Annotated in this window: 20 protein-coding genes; 12 read left to right on the forward strand and 8 right to left on the reverse strand. The window is 65.4% G+C overall.

Going from position 1 to position 17,302, the window contains the following annotated elements; all coding sequences use genetic code 11:
- The first annotated feature begins 57 nt into the window (after positions 1-57).
- Both HAP40_RS13170 and HAP40_RS13175 read left to right on the forward strand, forming a co-directional pair.
- Entirely contained in the window at positions 58-939 is an 882-nt protein-coding gene (locus tag HAP40_RS13170) for a DUF308 domain-containing protein (RefSeq protein ID WP_166817392.1), read from the forward strand.
- A 127-nt stretch (positions 940-1,066) separates the two neighbouring features.
- Positions 1,067-1,483, forward strand: coding sequence for a MucR family transcriptional regulator (locus HAP40_RS13175; RefSeq protein WP_166817391.1), 417 nt, complete (start codon positions 1,067-1,069; stop codon positions 1,481-1,483).
- 126 nt (positions 1,484-1,609) lie between these two features.
- On the opposite strand, the gene HAP40_RS13180 is transcribed toward HAP40_RS13175, so the two are convergent.
- Positions 1,610-2,038: a SufE family protein gene (locus HAP40_RS13180; RefSeq protein WP_166817390.1), complete on the reverse strand. Its 429-nt coding sequence runs from the start codon at positions 2,036-2,038 to the stop codon at positions 1,610-1,612.
- Between the two features lie 193 nt (positions 2,039-2,231).
- On the opposite strand from HAP40_RS13180, the gene HAP40_RS13185 reads away from it, so the two are divergent.
- Complete coding sequence (locus tag HAP40_RS13185; RefSeq protein WP_166817389.1) at positions 2,232-2,714, forward strand: cupin domain-containing protein; 483 nt, start codon at positions 2,232-2,234, stop codon at positions 2,712-2,714.
- A gap of 63 nt (positions 2,715-2,777) precedes the next feature.
- Here the strand turns inward: HAP40_RS13185 and HAP40_RS13190 are convergent, their stop codons facing one another.
- The gene (locus HAP40_RS13190) at positions 2,778-3,221 is read right to left on the reverse strand and encodes a DUF5330 domain-containing protein (RefSeq protein ID WP_166817388.1); all 444 of its coding nucleotides are present in this window, start codon (positions 3,219-3,221) and stop codon (positions 2,778-2,780) included.
- Between the two features lie 412 nt (positions 3,222-3,633).
- On the opposite strand from HAP40_RS13190, the gene HAP40_RS13195 reads away from it, so the two are divergent.
- From HAP40_RS13195 to HAP40_RS13205, 3 genes are read left to right on the forward strand one after another with little or no spacing between them, the layout of a single operon-like run.
- Complete coding sequence (locus HAP40_RS13195; protein ID WP_166817387.1) at positions 3,634-5,493, forward strand: PAS domain-containing sensor histidine kinase; 1,860 nt, start codon at positions 3,634-3,636, stop codon at positions 5,491-5,493.
- Complete coding sequence (locus HAP40_RS13200) at positions 5,486-6,187, forward strand: peptidoglycan-binding domain-containing protein (protein ID WP_166817386.1); 702 nt, start codon at positions 5,486-5,488, stop codon at positions 6,185-6,187. The genes HAP40_RS13195 and HAP40_RS13200 overlap by 8 nt, the downstream gene beginning before the upstream one ends.
- Positions 6,188-6,244: 57 nt before the next feature.
- Positions 6,245-6,589 (forward strand): DUF1491 family protein, encoded by a 345-nt coding sequence (locus tag HAP40_RS13205; protein WP_166817385.1) that lies wholly within the window; start codon positions 6,245-6,247, stop codon positions 6,587-6,589.
- A 57-nt stretch (positions 6,590-6,646) separates the two neighbouring features.
- Here the strand turns inward: HAP40_RS13205 and HAP40_RS13210 are convergent, their stop codons facing one another.
- Positions 6,647-7,621 (reverse strand): DUF2336 domain-containing protein, encoded by a 975-nt coding sequence (locus HAP40_RS13210; protein ID WP_166817384.1) that lies wholly within the window; start codon positions 7,619-7,621, stop codon positions 6,647-6,649.
- 255 nt (positions 7,622-7,876) lie between these two features.
- Between HAP40_RS13210 and HAP40_RS13215 the strand changes: the two genes are divergently transcribed.
- Together HAP40_RS13215 and HAP40_RS13220 are read left to right on the forward strand one after the other, a co-directional pair.
- On the forward strand, positions 7,877-8,065 hold the full coding sequence (locus HAP40_RS13215) for a hypothetical protein (RefSeq protein WP_166817383.1): 189 nt from the start codon (positions 7,877-7,879) through the stop codon (positions 8,063-8,065).
- A gap of 15 nt (positions 8,066-8,080) precedes the next feature.
- Positions 8,081-8,842 (forward strand): hypothetical protein, encoded by a 762-nt coding sequence (locus tag HAP40_RS13220; RefSeq protein ID WP_166817382.1) that lies wholly within the window; start codon positions 8,081-8,083, stop codon positions 8,840-8,842.
- On the opposite strand, the gene HAP40_RS13225 is transcribed toward HAP40_RS13220, so the two are convergent.
- On the reverse strand, positions 8,826-9,830 hold the full coding sequence (locus tag HAP40_RS13225) for a dienelactone hydrolase family protein (RefSeq protein ID WP_166817381.1): 1,005 nt from the start codon (positions 9,828-9,830) through the stop codon (positions 8,826-8,828). The genes HAP40_RS13220 and HAP40_RS13225 overlap by 17 nt on opposite strands.
- Before the next feature lie 232 nt (positions 9,831-10,062).
- Here HAP40_RS13225 and HAP40_RS13230 point away from each other — a divergent pair, with 232 nt between their 5' ends.
- From HAP40_RS13230 to HAP40_RS13240, 3 genes are all read left to right on the forward strand, one after another.
- Positions 10,063-13,344 carry a CHAT domain-containing tetratricopeptide repeat protein gene (locus HAP40_RS13230; RefSeq protein ID WP_334270983.1) on the forward strand — a complete coding sequence of 1,094 codons (3,282 nt, stop codon included), beginning with the start codon at positions 10,063-10,065 and terminating at the stop codon, positions 13,342-13,344.
- Between the two features lie 30 nt (positions 13,345-13,374).
- Positions 13,375-13,818: an Ig domain-containing protein gene (locus tag HAP40_RS13235; protein ID WP_166817379.1), complete on the forward strand. Its 444-nt coding sequence runs from the start codon at positions 13,375-13,377 to the stop codon at positions 13,816-13,818.
- A gap of 196 nt (positions 13,819-14,014) precedes the next feature.
- Positions 14,015-14,779, forward strand: coding sequence for a hypothetical protein (locus HAP40_RS13240; protein ID WP_166817378.1), 765 nt, complete (start codon positions 14,015-14,017; stop codon positions 14,777-14,779).
- 45 nt (positions 14,780-14,824) lie between these two features.
- On the opposite strand, the gene HAP40_RS13245 is transcribed toward HAP40_RS13240, so the two are convergent.
- From HAP40_RS13245 to HAP40_RS13260, 4 genes are all read right to left on the reverse strand, one after another.
- Positions 14,825-15,232, reverse strand: coding sequence for a GFA family protein (locus HAP40_RS13245; protein ID WP_166817377.1), 408 nt, complete (start codon positions 15,230-15,232; stop codon positions 14,825-14,827).
- A gap of 127 nt (positions 15,233-15,359) precedes the next feature.
- Positions 15,360-15,761: an arsenate reductase (glutaredoxin) gene (gene arsC / locus HAP40_RS13250; protein ID WP_166817376.1), complete on the reverse strand. Its 402-nt coding sequence runs from the start codon at positions 15,759-15,761 to the stop codon at positions 15,360-15,362.
- Positions 15,758-16,459 carry an aquaporin gene (locus tag HAP40_RS13255; RefSeq protein ID WP_166817375.1) on the reverse strand — a complete coding sequence of 234 codons (702 nt, stop codon included), beginning with the start codon at positions 16,457-16,459 and terminating at the stop codon, positions 15,758-15,760. The genes arsC and HAP40_RS13255 overlap by 4 nt, the downstream gene beginning before the upstream one ends.
- A gap of 27 nt (positions 16,460-16,486) precedes the next feature.
- Entirely contained in the window at positions 16,487-16,849 is a 363-nt protein-coding gene (locus tag HAP40_RS13260) for an ArsR/SmtB family transcription factor (protein WP_166817374.1), read from the reverse strand.
- Between the two features lie 117 nt (positions 16,850-16,966).
- On the opposite strand from HAP40_RS13260, the gene HAP40_RS13265 reads away from it, so the two are divergent.
- A complete protein-coding gene (locus tag HAP40_RS13265; protein ID WP_166817373.1) occupies positions 16,967-17,284 on the forward strand; it encodes an ArsR/SmtB family transcription factor in 318 nt (105 codons plus the stop codon).
- Positions 17,285-17,302: the final 18 nt, after the last annotated feature.

The raw sequence follows: 17,302 nt of genomic DNA on the forward strand, positions 1-17,302 counted from the left end.
GGCGGTATCGTGGCGTGACGAGTGTCGCGTGTGGATGCGCGGCCGGGGGTGAGTTCGATGACCTTGGCATTGTTGATCGTGGGGATTTTCGCCGTTCTGGCGGGCCTCCTGGCGATCCTGTTCGGCTATTCAGTCAGGGAATTCAGTGTCGGCAGCACCCTCATAATCTCCGGAACCGTCGGCGTCTGCACCGGACTGTTACTGGTCGGCCTGTATGCCCTGCTGCTCGAGCTGAGGGGCATTGCCCGCCGGCTGGCCGCAGGATCGGTTGCATCGTCCGAAGTTCGGGTCAGGCCGGTGCTGCCGGGCCTGGCGATGCAAGGCGCGCCTGCATCCGAGCCCGCGGTTGCCGCGCCTGCGAAGATCGAACCGGCGGCGCCGCCGCCGCCACCGGCTGCAGGTCCTCTGCCGTGGCAGGGCGAAGCCGCCGCGCGCGAGCGTCCGCGCATTGAGGCGCCGGAAGCCCCAACGCCGCCTGCGGCGCCGGAAGCGCCGCGTCGTCGCAACCTGATGTTCGCCTCGACCTCGCGCAAGGAGCGCGAACGGGCGGAGGCAAAGGGCACCGAGGGCCCGACGCCGCCTCCTGAAGAACCCGCAGCTTCCGCCGCGCAGGATGCCCCGTCCGCCAGCTTCGACGACGCCTGGCCGAAGCCGGAGCGCCTGCGCCAGCCGGAGCCGCCCGCGGCCGCGCGCCGCCCGCCGCCGCCTCAGCAGCGCTCGCCCTCGACCTTTGCGGAAGCCGCGCCTCCGGCGCCGCCTGCAGCTGAGCCCGTGGCTGCGCCCGAGGAGCCGCGCGTCACCGTGCTCAAGTCCGGCGTCGTCGACGGCATGGCCTATTCGCTCTATTCCGACGGCTCGATCGAAGCGCAGATGCCGGAGGGCATGATGCGCTTTGCCTCGATCGATGAGCTCCGCTCCCATCTCGACCAGCGCGGTTGAGTACCCAAGTAAAGAGCTACCGTTCGGCAGTAATCGTCAGTCGTCGTGTTCGGCCGAACGCGTTCTTGACAGGGAATACTTTGACGTCGTCAATCCCGTGGGACGCAAGGTGGAGAAAGGCGGGCGAATGTCGGATGTGGGAGGCAAGAATTTCATCGAGCTGACGGCGGGCATCGTGTCGGCCTATCTCAGCAACAATCCGACGCCCGCGGCCGAGATCCCGAACCTGATCAGCCAGGTGCATGGCGCCTTGGTGCGGGTCTCGTCGGGCCGGACCGAGGCTGCGCCGCTCGAGCCGGCAAAGCCCGCGGTCTCGCTGAAGAAGTCGATCGCGCCGGACTATCTGGTGTGTCTGGAAGACGGCAAGCGCTTCAAGTCGCTGAAGCGCCATCTGCGCACCCAGTACAACATGACGCCCGAGCAATATCGCGAGAAATGGGGCCTGCCGGCCGACTATCCCATGGTTGCGCCGAACTACGCGGTGGCGCGCTCGCAACTGGCCAAGCAGATGGGCCTCGGGCAGCAGCAGCGGAAGCGGAAGTAGTCCGGCCTAAGATCTCGTAGGATCGGCAGAGCGAAGCGTGCCCACCACCTCGAGCGCGAACTGAAGGAAGATGCGTGGGCAAGGCGCAACGGCGCCTTTGCCCAGCCTACGAGGCTGCGAAGCTTCTCACGACGCTTCCGCGAGCGCCTCTTTCGCGTCGGTCTTGATGCGCTCGACCATGGAGCGCAGCCCATTGGACCGCTGCGGCGTCAGATGATCGCGAAAGCCGAACTCGTTGAACACCGCGATCGCGTCGGTATCGAGAATTTCCTGCGGCGTGCGGCCCGAATAGAGCGAGAGCACGATCGCGACCAGCCCGCGCACGATATGCGCGTCGCTGTCGCCGCGATATTTCAGGATCGGCGCGCCATGGCTGCGGTCGACCAGCTTTTGGAGCCAGACCTGGCTGACGCAGCCATTCACCTTGTTCTCGGCGGAGTGCTCGGCCTCCGGCAGCGGTTCCAGGGTACGGCCGAGCTCGATGACGTACCGATAGCGGTCGTCCCACTCGTCCAGAAGCTCGAAATTGTCCCTGATTTCGTCGATTGTCGTCATGCTGGCCTACGGTTTCCGCTTCCCGCCAATATAGGGACGCGAAGCTGCGAAATCGATAGGGTTTGGGCTCGAATCGACGATCAGAATGCTGACAACCGGCCTTCTGGTCGCTCTCCCTGCGTGGGTGGAGCCATCGCCATCGCCAGCTACTTGGCGTAGAATGGAGCGGCCCAATCGAGCATGGAGTGCAATGATGCGTTCCGTCAAATTGCTGGCCGCCCTTGTCGTCCTCGTGATTCCGCTCGGATCTCCGCGAACGCTACAGGCGCAGGATCAGCCGGCATACGTCCGCATCACGCCAACCGATCTGAAGTGGAGTCCACTCGTTTCAATGCCGAAAGGCGCACAGATTGCTGTGCTGCACGGCAGTCTTGCCAAACCCGGCTTGTTTACGATCCGCGTGAAGCTGCCCGCGAACTTCAAATTGCCTGTCCATTCTCATCCCGACGAGCGGGTCCGCACGATCATTTCCGGAACCTACTATTCCGGCATCGGCGACAAGGCCGAGAGCTCGAAACTGATGGCTCTTCCCCCGGGCACGTTCTCGCATGTCCCACCCAAGGTGTGGCAGTTCGCGGAAACACGAGACGAAGAGGTCATCTTCCAGATCACCGGCGTCGGCCCCTCCGGTATCGATTACCTGAATGCAACCGACGATCCGCGGAAGGCTCAATAGGCGTCCGCCACTGCGGAGAGCGGCGAGCCACGCGCACATCGCCGAAGCTTGCGCGGACGCGCCCTAATTCGCCGCTTGAGGTCCGCGCCATTCCAGCGCGAGGTCGTCCTGGGTCAGGGTGTCGCGCACCGACTCGTTCGCGGCAATGTCGCCTTCGCCGGCCAGCGCGATCGAGCCGGTATGGTCGGGCGCCTTCTTGTCAGTCTTGTCGGTCTTCTCGTTCTTCTCGTTGGTGATCTGCTCTTTCTTGTCGTTGATGATCTGGTAGAGCTTGCGCGCGCCGTCCTGGGCCCGTTGGCCGATGATGGCCGCGGCCTGGCCGCCGACCTCGCAGGCTGCCGGCTGGCGCTTGCAGAACTGGCTCGCGTCGGAGACGGCCGCAGTCGCAGCCTGCACCGCGTCGGCAGCGCCGATTTGCGGCAGCTTCTCCGCCTCCGGAGTCTTGTCCCGCGGCAGGAGCACCAGCACCAGCCCGAGCCAGAATGTGATGCGGAGCAGAAAGCGCATCCTTGCGACCTGTATCCTAGATCCCGCCCGCGGCGATCTCCGCGGGATGTCGGACCTAGCAACCCTCGATAAATCGCAAGTGATTGCCTTGAGCTTAATTCGCGGAAAACTTACGCAAGATTCTTCGAGATCGACGCTCCGGTAAATTTTCGATTGACGCCCGCGCGCGTGATTCTGCCGACCGCCCCGCATCCACCAATTCGAAACCATGCGGAGCGAGGTGAAACCCTGTGTTCACCATTCGCAGCGAAGACGTCGCCAAATCGTCTAAAAAGCCCCGCGATGACGCGGTGGCCGGCCGCACCCGGCGCCGCCTTAGCACTCGTTTAAGGTCGCTCTGACACGGTGGCTCAACGACAAGGAGGCGTTCCGGCGCGCCTTCTCAAGACGATTGAGCCGAAGCGCGAGACCCGTGACAGTTTTGAGTATCATCCGCGATTGTCTCGATGCGCTGCTGCATCCCTCCGCGCGTTACGATGCGCTGACGCGAGCGCGCCATCGTGCCTTCATGGCGCCGCGGCTGCTCGGCAGCCTGGCCGCCTTTGCCGCATTCCCGATCTATCTCGTCCTGCGCGGCGCACCGAGCGCGATCGAGGTCGCCGCCTTCGCCTGGCTGATCGCGCCGATCCTGCTGTCCTGGTTCCTGTCGCGCACCGGCCGTTATGAAGGCGCGCATGTGCTGTCGTCGCTGTCGCTCGCCGGCCTGATCATGGCGGTCGCGGCCACCACCGGCGGCATCGAATCCTTTGCCGCGATCTGGCTGGTCGTGGTTCCGCTCGAAGCTGCGCTGTCGGCCTCGCGCCGCGTCACGGCCTTTGCTTCGCTGCTCGCGCTGTCCTGTGCCGGCATCCTGATCCTCATCAGCCAGCTCGGCTGGTTACCGGCCGGTGAGCCGACCGCCGCAGAACGCAGCGTTCTGATGGCGCTCGGCGTCGCGTCGGCGACGCTCTATGCGGCGGGCCTCGCCTTCGGCGCGGAATCGCTGGCGCGCACCAGCGTTGCGCTGCTCTCGCGCGAGGAAGAGCGCTATCGCCTGCTCGCGCGCAACATGAGCGACGTCATCTCGCGCCACCAGCGCAATGGCGCGGTGCAGTTCATTTCTCCGGCCGCGGAGGCCATGCTCGGCATTCCCGTCGCGCAACTGCTCGGCCACGGCCTGTTCGACCGTGTCCACGTCGCCGACCGGCCGGCCTATCTCACGGCTCTGTCGGATGCGGCGCGCGGCAATGTGCGCAGCGTCGAGTTCCGGCTGCGGCGCGAGCCTGGCGGCTCCGAGCGCGGCCATATCGACTTCATCTGGGTGGAGATGCGCTGTCGCCCGCTCGAACAGGAAAAAGCTCGCGACATCACGCAGGAGGCCGAAGTCGTCGCCGTGATGCGCGACGTCACCGACCGCAAGCTGTCCGAGCAGGCGCTGGATCAGGCGCGCAGCGCCGCCGAGGCGGCCGATGCCGCCAAGACGCGCTTCCTCGCCACGATGAGCCACGAGCTGCGCACGCCGCTCAATGCGATCATCGGCTTCTCCGAGATGATCGCGCAGGAGCAGACCTTGATGCTCGGCGTCGCCCAGCGCAAGGAATACGCCCAGCTCATCAACGATTCCGGCCAGCATCTGCTGTCGGTCGTCAACGGCATCCTGGACATGTCCAAGATGGAATCCGGCAATTTCGAGATCGCCTCGGAGCCGTTCGCGCCGCGCGCCTCGCTGATGCATTGCTGCAATCTGCTGGCGCTGAAGGCGCGGGAGAACGGCATCGACCTCGTCACCGATGCGCCGCAGGACCTGCCGGTCATGACCGGCGATCCCAGGGCCTTCAAGCAGATCGTGCTCAACCTCGTCGCCAACGCCATCAAGTTCACCGAGCGCGGCGGTCAGGTCAGCGTGACGGCGGCGGTGTCGGGTTCCCAACTGGCGTTGCGCATCAGCGACACGGGCGTCGGCATCGCACCCGACGATCTCAAGCGCATCGGCGCGCCATTCTTCCAGGCGGGCAAGACCTATCAGCGCCGCCACGAAGGCACCGGCCTCGGACTCTCGATCGTGAAGAGTCTCGTGGCGTTGCATCTCGGCGAATTGACGGTACAAAGCAGGTTGGGCGAGGGGACGGCCGTCACCGTCAAGCTGCCGCTCGTCTACACGCCGCCGCTGGCCAGAACGTCCGACAAAAAGACGTCTGACGAGAAGGCGAGCGAGAGCAAGATTGCGACCCTGACGCCGGTGCTGCGCCAGGAAACTCAGAACCAACCCGCTCTGGTGAAGAAAAGTGCCTAAGAAGTCTGCAAAGGACGAAGCCGCGCCGCGCCGTCGTGGCGCCAAGGCCGCGGTCATCGATGTCGAGACCGAGCGCAACCTCGTGATGCGCGTGCTGCTGCACAGCCCCAAGGATACGCTGGCCGGCCTCGTCGCGGTCGCCGCGGTCGGTGCGATCGTTGCCAATGCGCTGTTCCTCCAGACCGGCCGGCATCCCGCGCCGATGTTCGGCACGGTGATCAATTTTCCCGCGCCGTCGTCCGCGTCGCTGTCGAATCCCTTGCCGCGTCCGCGTCCCGTCGGCGCCGACACTTCGCCCCTCGAGCCGCGCGCGACGGAGTTTCGTGCCGAGTCCAAACCCGTCGAGCGCGCCGCCGAGAAGCCGCCCGAAAAGCCCGTCGAGGCGACCGCCTCTACGCGCTCGAGCGATCCGATGACCAACCTGGTCAAGGCCACGACCTCGGCGCCGCCCTCGGCCCTGCGTCCGCCGGCGCCGATCCCGACGCAAAGCCCGGCGGCGCGACGCATCGCCGGTGTGCAGCGCGCGCTGTCCGAATATGGCTACGGGAATCTGAAGATCTCGGGCACGATGAGCGGCGAGACCCAGGCCGCGATTCAGAAGTTCGAGCGCGAGCACAAGATGCAGGTCACCGGCCAGGTGTCCGACCGTCTGCTGCGCGAACTCGGTGCGGCGATAGGCCATCCCGTCGAATAATTTCCACGCGCGTGCGACGGCTGGCGCTGACTGCGCCACTGGCCTATCGTTCGATTCATGCGTTTGAAATCCAACATTTGGGTGGCGGCTTATCTGCGCCGCTGCCAGACCGAGGGTGTGTTCGGCGCCGTGCGCCGCCGCGGAGCCGAGGAGGCGGGTGCAGTGTTCGTCAAGGTGTCGCTGCTCGACGGCAATGCGATGCTGTATGCGCCTGCGCCGCAGACCGTCTATGACGACGGCCGCCCCGTCGATCGACTGTTCGTGCCGGTCGCGCCGCAGCCCTTGCCGGACCACACCATTGAGGAAAGGCTGACACGGGAAATCCGCTTCGATCCGGACGCCTGGATCGTCGAGACCGAGGATCGCTCGGGCCGGCATTTTCTGGATTTGGCGAAGACATAACTGCTTCTACCGCCATTGCGAGCGCGTTGTGCTCAACGTTAGCGCCGACGCGAGAAATCAGCGATCCGACGAGCCGGTGACGGTGCGCACGGCCGGGCTCGAGCCGGGCTGCACGCCCGGTCGCGTCTGGCTTGCGCCGGTACGTGCGCGCTGGCGTTCGCCGTCATGCAGCGAGGACTGATACTTCGCGCGGGTGACGGCGAGCGTCGAGCCGCGCCAGGCTGCCAGCATCACCAGTGCGGAACGATCGTCGAGGCGGTCATAGAGCCGTGACAGCCGGTACACGTCGTTCACGGAGGTGCCGATCTCCGGCTTGAAGAACAAGAGGATGCGCTGGAACACCGGACTCGGCATATCGAGCGTGCGCGCGGCGACCGCGAGTGCCTCGCCGCCGGCATCGTCGACGATCTGGGCCGCGACGCGCGAGGGGAGGATCAGGCTGTCGCCGAGCTCGAAGGTGAAGTTCTCGACATCGCGCGCGAGCGCCGCCATCTCCAGGATCTGGATCGCGCGCTTGGCGCGCACGGTCGGAATCTGCGGCGCGGCCTTCAGGGGTGTCTGCGCCAGATTGTGCAGGATCAGCGCGCGCTCGGAGGCACCGGCGCGGAAGAACATGTCGTGGATCTCGGCGGCGTCCTTCGGCTGCATCGCCATGTTCGCGGCCATGCGCTGCTCGGCCTCGGTGGGCGCGCGGGCCGGGGCGGGCGCGGGCGGCGGCGTTGGAATCTCGCGCGCCAGCGGCACCCTGCGGCCTTCCTGGGTCGCGACCAGCCCGAGCTTCTGGAGGATCGGGATGGGCGTCGACGGATAGGTCGCAAGCCGCGCCTTGACGGCGGCGCGCGTCGCGTCGTCGACCTGGTCGATCAATCGGGTGGCAAGCTCGACGAATTGCCGCTGTTCGTCGTCGTTGTGGACGCGGGTCTGGACGTAGAGGTCGGTCAGCACACGCAGCAGCGTGGGGCGAACATCGACGCCTTCGCGACGGGACAGGGTCATCAACCCGTCGAATCCGGGAAACAGCGACTTGGTCATGGAGAGATACGCGACCTGGAAGAGATACTCCCCGGCAACCTATCGCAGGGTCCTTTAAAGCCTCGTTAAGGAAAACGAGGCGTGAAGTTGATCCCTAAAATTAAGGTGTTGTCGTGCCGCAACGGGACACCGCGCCCGCGCCCGTGCGGCTACGGTCCGGAAGGGGCGTTTACATCCCGTTAACCATGAACTGATCTTAATGCATGCATGTTGCATGAATGCGTTCGGTCGCGCGGCAATTGATAGAGAGCTGATATGGGGACCATCATCGAATTTCCGGCCGGTCGCCGGGCAGGCTCGTCGGGGGATGCCACGCCGCGCACGGAAACGGGAACGATCGTGATTCTCCCGGTGATCCGTATCGAGCGCGAGGCGGATGAAACCAGCGGCGATCGGGGGCCGGAGCAGGGCACAGCGCCGGGGCGCCGTCGTCGCCGTCGTTAGCAACCGGCTTTTGCGATGCCGGAAAACCTCCGCCAGATCCGGCCTTTTATATCGGCCGTCCTGCTCGCGCTGATGGGTGCGACGCTCGGCGCCTGCAGCGGCGGCGATTTCGGCCGCACCCGCGCCGACATGCGCAGCGACGACATGCATCGCTGGCTGGGCGCGGAGGTCACCGCCAGCGTCGGCCTGAGGCCCTCGCAATTCCAGCTCACCGACGAAGAACGTCAGCTCCGCGACCTCGCCTATCCCATGATCGAGCCGCCGCTGTCGCGCCCCGCCTGGAAGAGCGTGTTCGGCGACTACAAGGCAATGCCATCGCCCTGGCGGCAGAAGATCGTGTTCGACCGCACCATGTACGGACGCACGCTGATCGACGAGCCACACCGCTCGCATTCCTCGCGCTATGCGCAGCTGATCGAGGACGTGCGCAACGACATCACCCGCTTCGAGCCGTTCTTCGCCTCTGCGATCCGCGTCATCGATCTCGACAGGAAGCGCGATGCCAGCATGACGCGCGTCTCTTCCCTCTCGCCGCGGGAGAGGGATGACGCGGTCGCGCGCATGCAGGAGAACTCGCTGATCGTGCAGTGGGTGCAGCAGTGCCTGGAGCAGCGCGTCTCGTCCTATCGCTGGGCGCTGGAGCGCCTGGTGATCCAGGCCCCCGACGGCATGGCCGCCGACGCCGATCGCCTGATCGGCGAGCTCGCCGCCCAGACCGCCAACCCGCCGGTCGCGGGGCAGCCGCCTTACGGCCGGGCGGTCATTTCGAAGGGCTGACCTGCGGCAACTGCTTCGGCATCGCGCGTTCGAGAAACGCGAACAGCCTGCGCTCGGAGTCCTCGGTGACGTCCTTGCGGAAATGATATTCGACGCGTCGGCCGCGAAAATCGATCTTGCTCAAGCCATCGAGCTGCTGGCAATCCCAGCAATGCGTCGCACCGGGATAGAGGTGCCACTCGACGGGCCGAGCGTCCCGTTTGAGAGCGTCGAGCTTGTCGATGCAGTCCGGCGCGGGCGTCTCGGTGTCCGCATCGCCCATCAGCACGAGAAGAGGTTGTGCGACATCCGAGTTGACGATGTCGAAGGGCGGTCGTCCGTTCGGCGGCGTCACACGGAAGCAGCCCGGATAGAAGCTGGCGACCGCGGCGAATCCCTTGTCGAACTTCAACGCGCTGACCGTGTGGGAGCTGGCCGCCATCAATCCGACCATCGCGCCCCAGGAAAAGCCGACCAGCGCGACGCGGTTCTTGTCGACATAGGCTTGCCGGCGCAGATGCACTGCGGCCTGCATTGCATCTTTTGCGCCGCGAAAAAAGTTCACGCCGTTCTTCGGACCGAAGCAGACGCTCTTGACGTCCCGTGGCCCAAGGCTGTCGAGGAGCAGGACGACGTAGCCGCGCGTGACGGCTCTGCGCGCCCAGGCCGCGACGGCGGGATTCAGTCCCGCGCACTGGTGCAGGAGCGCGATGGCCGGGAACGGGCCGGCGCCATCAGGCTTGAGCAGCGCCATGCGGGCTGCGGTAAATTGGTCGATGCTCTCGGCTACATCGGGAAGAACAAGGTCGGACGCAATTGTTGCTCCGCGGTAGATCGCCTCGGCCTCCCAGACCAGAGGAGTCCATTGCGGCCCGCCCTGCGCGGCGGCCCCGCCGGTACTCCAGTCTGCGAGCGATCCCGCAACGAGCGCCGCGAGCGCGCCAAAGCGCCATCGCTCCAGGGGCTTCAGGAAGCGGTGCTTGGCGCAGCGGCTAATCCTATTGGGCATATCCCCGACCCTGATTGGCGCTTGTTCTTCGCCGCTATATCGATAGGATCATCTGGTTGCACCAAGTCATTTTTTTTTAAGGAATTTTGGGATGAGCTCAGATTCCGGGACTCCATTTGAATCCGCTCCGATTTTTTCACCACCGCGAATGCTGCTGGCATTTGCCTTCCTGCTGGGATCGGCTAGCTCCGCTGCCGCGCTGACCAAGGAAGCGGCGATTGAAAATTGCCGAATGTCCGTCGGCAAGCCGATCGTACAGGCCTGCATGCGCGCTGGTGGAGGGCACGCCGGCGGCGCCAATCTGGAAGCTTGCCGCGCTCAAGCCTCTCCCAAGGTCAGGGCCTGCGTGATCGCGGCGCTCAATGCCGCCAACGGCCGCGCCAATGTCGCCGTCGAAATACCGAAGGAGGCGGCGCCAAAGCTCGATCCGGGCACCGCGCTGCCGAAGGATTTCGTCGCGCCGCCGCGCAACATCTCCGACATCACGGCCATTCTCGACGGCGAGAAGCCCGATGAGAAGCTGATTGCCGAGCTCAAGGCGGATGCCGATGCCGCACCGACGGGCAAGGAGTCGCGCCAGGATCTCGCTCGATTCTACTTCGATCGCGCCAATGCGCGCTCGCAGCTCGGCCGGCTCGCCGATTCGATCGCCGACGCCGACAAGGCGGTGGAGGTCGGCCGCGGAGCCGTCAGCCCGAACATGCTGGGGCGCCTGATGCAGCTGCAGTCGGTGCAGTATTCGCTGGCCGGCGATCCCAAGCGCGCGCTGGAGATCGTGCAAAGACTGTTGCGCGACGCGGCCAATACGCCGGGCGCGAAGGGCTACGTGTTCAATGCCAACCGTGCGATTGCGTCCATCCTGCTGCAGATGGGCGATGTCGCACAGGCCGAAGCCTATCTCCGTCGCAGCCTGACCGCGATCCAGGAGGCGCGCACCAGCGGGTTTCCGGGATGGCGCACCACCTATCCGAAGGTGGGCCAGAGCTGGGAAGGCGAGATCGAGATGTCCCGCGCTCAGATCTTCGAGGCGCGGGGCCAGTTCGCCGAAGCCGAGGCCGCCTATCGCGCCGCCGAGATGCGCAAGCGCGCCGGCAACAAGGGGGTTCTGGAGCTGCCTAATCCGCCTGCCGAGACGCTGCTGCTCCAGGTTGTCGACGGCAACATCCTGAGCCAGGCGCGCATGAAGGCGCGGCAGGGACGGCTCGCCGAAGCCGAGGTCGACGCGCGCCGGGCGCTGCTGGCGCGGCTGAGGGACACCGGCAAGTACAATCCGGTGACGCCGCGTTACGTGATGGGGCTGGCCGGTATTCTCGTCGATCAGGGTCGCTACGCGGAGGCCGAGCAGCTCGGTCGCGTCGCCCTCGACATCAGCAAGACCGTCGGCGTGCCCGACGACTCGCAGCCGACCGTGCAGTTGCTGTCGCAGCTCGCCGGAATTCTCAGCCTTCAGCGCAAGAATGCCGAAGCCAACGCCATGTTCGCGCGGATCGACCAGGCGATCGCGAAGTGGGAGCCGCAGCGCCGCCAGGTCTTCGAGCTCAATCCGTCGCGCATTCTTGCGCTCTACAACTCCGGACAGCTGGACGCCGGCATTGCGGCGGCCGAGCAGCTCGTCAAGAAGCAGGTCGGGCGCGTCGGCGAAAACCATTTCGATGCGGCCTCCGCGCGCGGCACGTTGGCCGTCGGTCTGATGCGGGCACGGCGCGATGCCGATGCGATCCGCGAGTTCAAGGCTGCCATCCCGGTCATGATGGCGAGCGCGAACGAGAACGCGGACGATGAGAACACCAGCGTGGTGGCCGCGCGCAGCCAGCGGCTGCAGACCATTGTCGAGAGCTATCTCGCGCTGCTGGCGCGGGCTGAGGGAACCGGCAGCGGCGTTGGCGAGGAGACCTTCGGCCTCGCCGATGCCGTCCGCGGCCGTTCGGTGCAGCAGGCGTTGGCCGCTTCGAGCGCGCGCGCGGCGGCAAAGGATCCGGCGCTCGCCGAGCTCGTGCGCAAGGCGCAGGATCTGACCAAGCAGGTCAACGCCCAGCTCGGCACGCTCAACAATGTGCTCGCGCTTCCGGCGGCGGAACGCGACGAGAAAGCCGTTGCACAAATCCAGGCCTCGATTGCCGCCTTGCGCGGCCAGAGCGACAAGGCGCGCCAGGAGATCAAGCAGAAATTCCCGATCTACGCCGATCTAGTCTCGCCCAAGCCGCCGAGCGTGGCCGAGATTCGCGCGACGCTGGCCGACGGCGAGGCCATGTTGTCGTTCTATTTCGGTCAGAACGGCAGCTTCGTCTGGGCCGTGCCGAAGTCGGGACCGGTGGCGTTCGCCGCCGTCCCGGCGAAGATCGGCGACCTCGAGACCAAGATCCGCAAGCTTCGCGAGGCGCTCGAGCCGCAGGCCGCGATGATTTCGGACATCCCGCCCTTCGACCTCAAGCTTGGCTACGAGCTCTATGAGCTGCTGCTCAAGCCGGTCGAGAGCGGCTGGAAGCCGGCCAAGAACCTGATCGTCGTGACCAACGGCGCGCTGGGACTGTTGCCGCTGTCGCTGTTGCCGACGGCGCCGGCAGAGGTGGCCGCGGACGAGGATCCGCTCTTCATCGGCTATCGCAACGTGCCGTGGCTGGCACGCACGCATGCCGTGTCGACGGTGCCGTCGGCGGCGGCGTTGCGGACGCTGCGGCAGTTGCCGCCGGGCAAGCCCGGCCGCGGCGACCTCGTCGCCTTCGGCGATCCCTATTTCAATACGGATCAGCAGGCGGAGGCTGAAACGGGCGACGCCAAGGTTGAGGTGGCCGATGCCGGTGGCGGCAACGTCACGCGCGGCATGCCGCTGAAGCGGCGCAACAGCCCGAAGCTGGAAGGCGTCGACAGCGCCGAGCTCGGCCTCTTGCCCCGCCTGCCCGATACCGCGGACGAGCTCAAATCGATCGCGCTGGCACTGCAGGCCGATCCCTCGAAAGTGTTGTTCCTCGGCAAGAGCGCGACGGAGAGCGCGGTGAAAACCATGAATCTCTCCGGCTTCAGGATTTTGGCCTTTGCCACCCATGGTCTTGTCCCCGGCGAGCTCAACGGGCTGACGCAGCCGGCGCTGGCGCTGTCGTCGCCGGCGGTGACGGGCGAGGGCGGTGACGGCCTCCTGACGATGGAAGAGATCCTGGGCCTCAAGCTGGACGCGGACTGGGTCATCCTGTCGGCCTGCAACACCGGTGCGGGTGCCGGCGCGGGGGCCGAGGCGGCATCCGGGCTCGGCCGCGCGTTCTTCTACGCCGGAACGCGCGCGCTGCTGGTGACGAACTGGTCGGTGCATTCGCAGTCGGCACGGCAGCTGGTGACCGACCTGTTCAAGCGGCAGGCCGACGATCCGAAGCTGTCGCGCGCCGAAGCGCTGCGCCAGGCGTCGATGGCCCTGGTTGATGGCCCCGGCTATCTCAACAGCGAAGGCAAGACCGAGTTCGCCTATGCGCATCCGCTGTTCTGGGCGCCATACACGATCATCGGCGATGGCGGCTTGCGCTGACGGACAGTCGAGGGGAAGGGGGGACGGAAAATGAAGCGGAATGTCTTGGTGGGTCTCGTGGCCGCAAGTTTGTGGTTCGCGGGACCATCGCGCGCCGTGCCATTGATCACGGAAGAGGAGGCCAGGCTGCCGCCTCCGAAGGGCGCGGTCGCCGTCGACCAGCGCGGCATCATGCGCGGCCCCAAGGTCGAGTTCGTCTCGCCGGGCGCCTCGGCGAGTTCGCCTCTGCCGCTGGTCCTGAAATTCCAGTCCTATGGCGGGGCGAAGATCGATCTGGACTCGGTCAGGATGATCTTCCTCCGGACGCCGAATGTCGACCTGACATCGCGCGTCAAACCCTTCGTGAAGGCCGATGGCATCAACATGCAGGACGCGGAGCTGCCGCCCGGCGAATACACGGTGCGCGTCGACATCAAGGACAGTGATGGCCGGTCGGGCACGGCCATCTTTACGCTGAAGGTCGCGCCCAAGTGACGTGCCCTTACTGCCGGTCCGGGACTGCTGAGGGTGCGCTGGTTTGTGCGTCTTGCGGGCGTGACATCGCCGTTCCCGCAACGCTGATTGCGGAGCGCGACGATCTCCTGCGCAAGCGTGAGGCGCTGCGGGATGAACTGCGGCGGGCCAGAGACGAGGTCGAAGCCATCATGATGCGAAGGAAGTCGCGCTAGCGATGGAATGTCCGTTCTGTGCCGAGACGATCAAGGACGAGGCCATCGCTTGCAAGCATTGCTCGCGGGATTTGCGCGTCGTGCGGCCGACACTTCTCGAGATTGACGAGATCGTCGCCGATCTGGACAAGCTCAGGCGCGATCTCGATCGCGTCAATGTCCGCCTCGAGCGCTACAACAATCCGCTGCGCTATTACGCAACGCATGCGGTGCTCTACGTTGCCATCCCATCCTTGTTGCTGGTGATCGCGCATGTGCTCGTGACCATCACCTTCAACGTGTCCTCGATTCCGCTTCGAATTGCATCGATCCTCATCCCGCTGCTGTTCGGGTTCTTGGCCTATCCGCTGCATCGGGTCTCCGCCCTGACGGCATTGGTGCTGGCGTTCCTGACGGCCAGCGTCAGCATCCTGGCGATGCTGACGGTGACCGGGATCCACGATCACGTGCCGATCCTGCCGACGGTCTGGATCGAATGGCGTGAGGTGCTCGAATTCGGCGCGAGCATCCTGCTCGCCTTCGTCTCCGGAAACATTTTCAGCGTCGTGATCTTCCAGATCCTGCCGCGGGTGCTGAGCCAGGGCGGCAAGCCAAATGCGTTCGCCTTCCGCGTGGCGCGCTTGCTGGGGCAGCATGTCGGCGACGAACAGCTGCGCCGCCGCGCCCGCTTGATCCAGGACTTGATGCAGACCGTCGGGCCGCTCGCAGGCGTCGCCGCAACCGCCGTCGGCTCGATCTACGCGGGATTGAAGGGGATGCTCGGGTAACGATGTCTGGCGCGGCCCCCGAGCGGGCAGGCACGCGCGCGTTTGCTATGGCTGCGGGGGATAGCGCTCGAACGTCGGCAGTTCATGCGCATGCTCCATCCAGCGCAGGCGCTCGGCGACCTGGATGTGCATCGTCGCAGGGACCGCCTCTGGATCGTCATAGGTCGCGCTCTGGATGTCGATGACTCCCGGCAGCAGGCTGTCATTGACGTAGAACAGGCCGGTTCCGCAATTGCTGCAAAACTGCCGCCTGCCGTGTTCGGAGGAGTTGTAGACCTTGGGTTCGCCCTTCGTCACCTTGAGGGCATCGCCGGGATACATCGTCCAGCCGACCACCGGTGCGCCGGCGTGAAGCCGGCAATCGCGGCAATGGCACAGCGCGTGCACGATCGCATCGCCCTCGACCTCGTAACGGATTGCGCCGCAGTGACAGCCGCCGGCGATGGTGCTCATGCGCTCCTCCCGATTGAAGGTCATCCTCGGCCGATCGATAGCGCCCGCGGCTTGCAGCATCAATGGCGCAATCGACTTGCGATTGCGTCCTACTGTCGCGTGACAGCTGCTGCCATCGCGGCCACGTCTACCGCGCTTCCACCACCTCGCCGTCCTCCTTGACGAAGCGGCCGACGGGACGATCGAGGAGATCGAGCACCGCTTCCGAGGGGCGGCACAAGCGTGTGCCCTTTGCTGTCACCACGATTGGGCGATTGATCAGGATGGGGTGCGCGAGCATCTGGTCGATCAGCTCGTCGTCGGACCATTTGGGGTCATCGAGGCCGAGGTCGCGAAACGGCGTGCCCTTCTCCCGCAGCAGGGCGCGAACGGAAATCCCCATGGCCGCGATGAGCTCGACCAGCTTTTCGCGGGACGGCGGCGTCTTCAGATATTCGATGACGTCAGGCTCGACGCCGCTCTGCCGGATCATCGCGAGCGTGTTGCGCGAGGTGCCGCAGGCTGGGTTGTGATAGATCGTGACGCTCATCGATGTGTCTCCGCGATTGGAACCGGGACGCGCGTCTCGGCGCGTCCCAACAGCCAGTTCATCAGCAACATGCCGGCAAACGCGCCAAGAAGCTCGGCAAGGATGAAGCCAGGCAGGTCAGTGGGGCGAATGCCGGCAAAGGTGTTCGTCAGCGACCTCGCAATCGCCACGGCCGGATTGGCGAACGAGGTCGATGCCGTAAACCAATAGGCCGCCGTGATGTAAAGGCCCACCAGCCAGGGCACCGCCGTTCGTTGGAAGCGGACGCCGGCCAGGATCGTCGCGATCAGCCCGAAGGCGGCGACGGCTTCAGCGAACCATTGCGGCCCACCCGTTCGAACCTTGGTCGAGAATTCGAGCAGGGGCGATCCGAACATCAGATGCGCCGCCATCGTTCCCGCGATGCCGCCGAGGATCTGCGCGACGACGTAGAGCGCAGCTTCGTTCACTGGCAGTTCGCGCCTGGCGGTGAAGACCAGAGTGACCGCCGGATTGAAGTGTGCGCGGGAGATCGGACCGAGCACCGTGATCAGGACGACCAGAATGGCTCCGGTCGGCAACGTATTGCAGAGCAGCGCAAGAGCGACGTCCCTGGTCAGCGTTTCCGCCATGATGCCGGAGCCGACCACGGTGGCGACGAGAATGCCCGTGCCGAGCGCTTCGGCCGCGACGCGCCGCGGGACGTCGAAATTGTCCATCAGCCGACCCTCCGAGCTGATAGCCGATCAGGCACGGCTTCGTTCCTTTCGCTTCGGCGCGCAGCAGGATTGCAGTGTCTCGACGACAGGTTCGCAGACCTCCGGCCGTCCGCCGCAGCAATCGCGCAGCAGGAAGACTGCAACGTCGCGAAATTCCGTGAGACCGGCGCGGTAGACGATCGAGCGGCCATGCCGCACGGAAGACACCAGCCCCGCGCGGCTCAGGATCGCGAGATGCGCCGAGAGCGTGTTCTGGGGCACTTCCAGCAGGCGGGCGAGGTCGCCTGCCGCAAGGCCGTCGGGCTCGTGCCGGACCAGCGTCCGGAAGGCCTCCAGACGGGTCGATTGCGACAGCGCCGCGAGCGCCAGGACGGCTTCATCGATTTCCATATATCCAGATTTATGGAATAATAAGCTGTGCGTCAACCCGAATTCGCTTCGCCAATATTTCGAATATTCTAGAAATATGGTTGACTGTCGGCGCGAACGAGAACATGGTTTCCAGCCATGAGGATCGATGACGCAGCGGCACGCTTGGAAGCTCTGGGCAACCGGACACGCCTCCAGATCTATCGCGCCCTGGTTCGCGCGGGGCGTTCGGGCATGCCCGTGGGCCGCTTGCAGGACAAGCTGAAGATCCCGGCCTCGACGCTGTCGCATCACATCAAGACGTTGGTCTCAGTCGGGCTCGTCAGCCAGGTCCGAGAATCCACGACGCTCGTCTGCCATGCGAACTACGACGCGATGCAGGGCCTGGTGGATTTCCTCGCTTCGGAGTGCTGTGCGGACGAAGTCGGATGCAAGGATACGCAAACGGCCGCCTGACTTTCCGGGCCATATTAT

The sequence above is a fragment of the Bradyrhizobium sp. 1(2017) genome, from assembly GCF_011602485.2.
Classification (GTDB): domain Bacteria; phylum Pseudomonadota; class Alphaproteobacteria; order Rhizobiales; family Xanthobacteraceae; genus Bradyrhizobium.